Genomic DNA, 4228 nt, shown 5'->3' with positions numbered 1-4228 from the left:
CTCATGATTTTTTCATTGAGCTTCTTATCTTCATAGAGCTGGACTTCGGTAAATTCAGCACTGCGATAATTATAAGTCGCATTGTTGCGGGCACGTTCATGCTGTGCCACAGGGTCAACAAAACTCAACTGCATTTCACCATCCGGTTTTTTCGGCAGGTTAAATGTCACAGTTGAATATTTGCCTGCAAATTGAGTACTGAAGCCAGCCCAGCTTTGATCCAGTGCACGTGAAATACTTTCTGGACTCATGCCAGCTTCTTCACGGCCTTCACCACGTTGTCCGCGTTCACCACGAGGACCACGTTCACTACCTTCGCCGCGACCGCCATTGGCCTGCATTTCTGGTTGTGGACGTTCTACGCCCAGAACTTTATACATACCATCACGCCACCAGCCATAAGACCAGGTAAGACCGGTACAAGCCAGAATCAGGTAGAAAATCACCACCCAGGTACCCACCACTGCATGCAGATCCCAGATAAAGTTACGGCCTTTCAGTTGTGGCTTCACTGCCAACCATTGCTTGATCGAATGACGTTTTGGCCAGCGTAAATACAGGCCAGACAAAACGAAAAAGATCAGCATCAGGGTACACGCACCGGTAATCTGTTTACCGACGGGTCCTACCGTTAAATTACGATGTAGTTGCTGTACAAACTGGAAGAATTCACGACCTTTAATTTCAGGCAATACTTCAGCCGTGTAGGGGTTGACCATCATGTTATAACCACGACGTGCTCCCTCTTTTACAATATTGACCGTACTGGAGGCACTTGGATCCTGTGCCACGGTAATACTGTTAATTTTCATTTCAGGGTTTTGGTTCTGGAAATGCTGATACAGCTGGGCAGGGCTAAGCTTGTCTCGCTCTTGAACCTGTACAGTATAACTGTCGCTATTCATCCATTTTAAGATTTGCGGCTCATAAGAATAAATAGCACCCGTGACTCCCATAATTGAGAGAATCAAACCTGCAGTAATCCCCAGAAACCAGTGGATTTGGAAAAATGTCTTTTTAAACATGATGGTCAGATTTATGGTGGTATGTGTAAAAGTAGGCAAATTATAACTGAAGAATCAGAATAAATTATAGATTATGATGATAATATTTATTCTCATTATCATTTGTGTCGATGAGTTGGATAAAAGATAGACGTAAAAAAACCTCCATGTCGAAACAGGAGGTCTTTCAAAACCGGGATATATCTTAGATTTCTTTTGGTGCGCCCACTTCTTCTTGCAGATGCTTGCGAATGGTCGCGAAAGAGAAGTTTTTACTGTCTAAACGTTTAGGCAGGATATAAGCACCTTGCTGACCTTTGACTTTAAAATTGATCAGCATGAATTCCGGCGTGTTATACCATTCATAAATGTCTTTCCAGCCAATAGCACCTACACCTTCCTGCATGCCCATTTTTTGGCGCATCACGATACCATGTGGCTGTACACCCAGACGGATGCCTTTAATTTCCTGTACCGGAAATTCATTCATCTTGCGTTTAACATACCATTCCAGACCGAAAGTACGGATCAGGTAATACAGTACTACACAGACAATCGCCACCCAGCAGATGACTGTTGAGTAGTTCTTGATCAGGATAATTCCCAGAATAGACAAGGCAACAATAGCACCCATGATCAGCCAGGCTTTCATGCCAATTTTATTGGTACTACGCCAGATCATCAGCTGAGCATGACGCTGCTCAGCTTCTGAAATTTCATAGTTCACAGGCTGTAAGGTATAAGCGTATAAATTTTTCGCGGTCATAATGAAATTAACAGATTTAAAACTGTAAAAAGTTTAGCATTAATTGTGCTGATTCAGTGAGTATATTGTTCCAAAATCGGCCAAATTATAATGAAGCCAATTCAGTGGCCTGTTCATCACGTTCGTGACTTAAACTTTGCTTTAACTGACTCAATTGCTTCAAGATACTAAACATTAAAGACAGTTGCTGCAAAATAATCAATGGTTTCTGGTCTTCTTCCTGCTGTTGTGACAGACGCTGACGGATATTCTGGATCATATTCTGGGTGCTTAGGTCAGGGACTTCATCATAGAGCAGGGCACCACGAATATTTTCTAGGGCTTGATCCAGCAAGTCCAGCACATCCTGATCCTGAATTTTTTCACGATGCGCACCCAGCGCGGCAATATAACTGATAAAAGTATGATTCAGGCACAGGAACTCGAAAGCCTGTGATTTTTGCACAGGATCAAAATCAGGTTCGGTGGCCAAAGTCGAGATCAGGGAAGCCACTTCAGCATCGGTATTATGAGCCGCACGGCGTACCACCCGGTAGGTCAGACCATTATTTCGTCCAGACTTATACTGTTCAATCACTTCACTCAAGTAATCGCATTCTGCCTGCAGACTGCGGCTAATGCTGCGTGGCAAGCGACGGAATTTCCAGTCCGGGAAGATAAAGCTCACGCCAAACCATGCAATCGCACAGCCAATCAGTGTATCAATCATACGTGGAATAGCTGCGGCAAAGCCCATACCGTCCAGGTTAAAGTTGATCAGGGCCAGAATGGTAATGAAGGCAGTGGCCTGTGCATACTGTTTACTGCGTAATTCAAAGAACAGAATTCCACTCAAAATTAGCAGTAATAATTGCCCTTCAACGGAAGGAATGAAGTACAAAATGGCATATCCCAAAAGAATACCTGCCAATGTTCCAACGATGCGTAAACGTAAGCGGCGTTTGGTGGCATTGAAGTTAGGTTGGCTGACAAAAAGCGCAGTTAGTAGAATCCAGTAGCCATACTGAATATCGGTCAGCTGGACAAAGATATAGCTGATCAGCAACACAATCGACAGGCGAATAGCATGACGGAACAACACAGATTCAGGTGTCAGATGCTGCTTGACCCGAATCTTGATATCTTCCCAGCCTTTCAGGTCGTCATCTTTGAGCTGGTTTTCAATATGTTTAGCACGATCAAATTTGATATTACGCTCAGTTTCCAGGTTGCGTAATTGTGCATCAATGGATTTCAGGTTCTGGAATAAAGCAAATAGGGCATTGATCCAGACCTGATCATACTGCTGTTCTATACGCAATTTTTCCAGGGACAATCTCAGGTTTTCAAAGGCATGTTTGAAGCGTTTATTATGTTTATAGGTTTTGCGTTGCTGAATGCTTTCACTCAGGTCTTTACAGGCTCTGCCCTGAATCGACAGGATGCGCTGAAAACGGAACAAAACGTCGCTGTGTTCAAAAATCTTGGCCAGTTTTTGATAATCAATATGTGCAGAATCAGCACGCTCGTGAATATCTTGTGCCACAAAATAATATTGCAGGCTACGACGAGTATCTTTCTGACCCCGGTCACCTTTCAGGCGAGTCAAAAGGACGGTCTTCATTTCATTAAAAATTGAAATCAGTTTGCCATTTTCCAGTGACAGCTCGATCATGCTTTGCTGATAACTTTTTGCTGTCATGTCGACATCGAACAGATTCGATTTGGCATACAGGAAATCACCCAGTGAAGCATAGCACTTAGCTAAGTTATCCTGTGCACGTCGCGCAGGAAACAGTAGAAAGCTCAGGGTCGACAAAAAGCCATACCAGACTGCACCAATCAGCAGCAAGCTTGCCTGCTGATACCATCTATCAAATAGTTCAACCCCCAGCATGGAATAAACAGAAATCACCAGACAGCCATAGGAAATCGTGGCATAACGTCGACCAAGCGAGCCGAGCAGAATCAGGACAATACAAGAAACAATGAGGGCAGAAGCAAACAGCAGCGGATAAGGAAATAACAGATAGACTGCCACTGCGGTAATGAAGAAGCCTAAATAGGTATAGAACAGATTCAGGATACGTACGGAAAAGCGGTCATCAATATCGCTTAAACCTGCGGCCACTACCCCAAGAGTGAGTGGAATAGTCATTAACTGCTGTCCCATGAAATAGGGAACAAAGGCAGTGCCTGCAAAAGCGATTAGCATACGCAGGTTATACATCAGGGTCGTATTATAAGTCGCGTGCTTAAGACGTCTGAGCCAAGATTTCAACGGTGATCCTTTCTCTTGCAGTCTTTGCTGCAAAGCTGAATATACATATGAGAAAAAGTATATTTATAACTTTTAATTTCCATGTAAATCATACTATGCGCTATGTTAATTTGTCTGCCTACTACGCATTAAAATCTTTAATTACATGAACTCCAATTCGACAGCACCACGGCCTTATGCCATGTCCTGGATTATTTT

At 43.4% G+C, this 4228-nt stretch carries 3 protein-coding genes; all 3 read right to left on the bottom strand.

Annotated features, from left to right (window positions below):
- Positions 1 to 1025 (bottom strand): PepSY-associated TM helix domain-containing protein (locus tag B4J23_RS06230; protein ID WP_291359345.1); only part of this gene is annotated, 1025 nt, incomplete at its 3' end.
- Between the two features lie 184 nt (positions 1026 to 1209).
- Complete coding sequence (locus tag B4J23_RS06225; protein ID WP_004784963.1) at positions 1210 to 1770, bottom strand: YcxB family protein; 561 nt, start codon at positions 1768 to 1770, stop codon at positions 1210 to 1212.
- A gap of 85 nt (positions 1771 to 1855) precedes the next feature.
- Entirely contained in the window at positions 1856 to 4030 is a 2175-nt protein-coding gene (yccS, locus tag B4J23_RS06220; protein ID WP_291359343.1) for a YccS family putative transporter, read from the bottom strand.
- Between the last annotated feature and the right edge of the window lie 198 nt (positions 4031 to 4228).

The organism is Acinetobacter sp. UBA3025 (assembly GCF_002367915.1).
In the GTDB taxonomy this organism is placed as follows: domain Bacteria; phylum Pseudomonadota; class Gammaproteobacteria; order Pseudomonadales; family Moraxellaceae; genus Acinetobacter.
Note: the sequence above shows the minus strand (reverse complement) of the source record. Positions and strands in the feature narration are given on the sequence as shown.